Below are 224 nucleotides of genomic sequence, written 5' to 3'. Positions count from 1 at the left end.
AGGACAGCAGGGGCCACAAGGATTAAGGGGACCACAGGGAGAAACTGGAGCGACAGGACCTCAAGGAGTACAAGGATTGCAAGGTCCAGCTGGTCCAACTGGAGCGACAGGAGCACAAGGTATACAAGGTATACAGGGATTACAAGGGCCTATTGGAGCTACCGGGCCAGAGGGACCACAAGGAATCCAAGGAGTGCAAGGATTACCTGGGGCAACTGGTCCAC

The 224-nt window shown here is 55.4% G+C and carries 1 pseudogene; it reads left to right on the top strand.

Features of this window, described 5'->3' with window-relative positions:
• Nucleotides 1-224, top strand: a pseudogene (locus MR083_RS27400) (collagen-like protein); the annotation flags it as partial.

The organism is Bacillus cereus group sp. BfR-BA-01408 (assembly GCF_022663305.1).
GTDB lineage: Bacteria > Bacillota > Bacilli > Bacillales > Bacillaceae_G > Bacillus_A > Bacillus_A pacificus.
The sequence above is the reverse complement of the archived record's forward strand: the minus strand, read 5'-3'. Positions and strand labels throughout refer to the sequence as shown.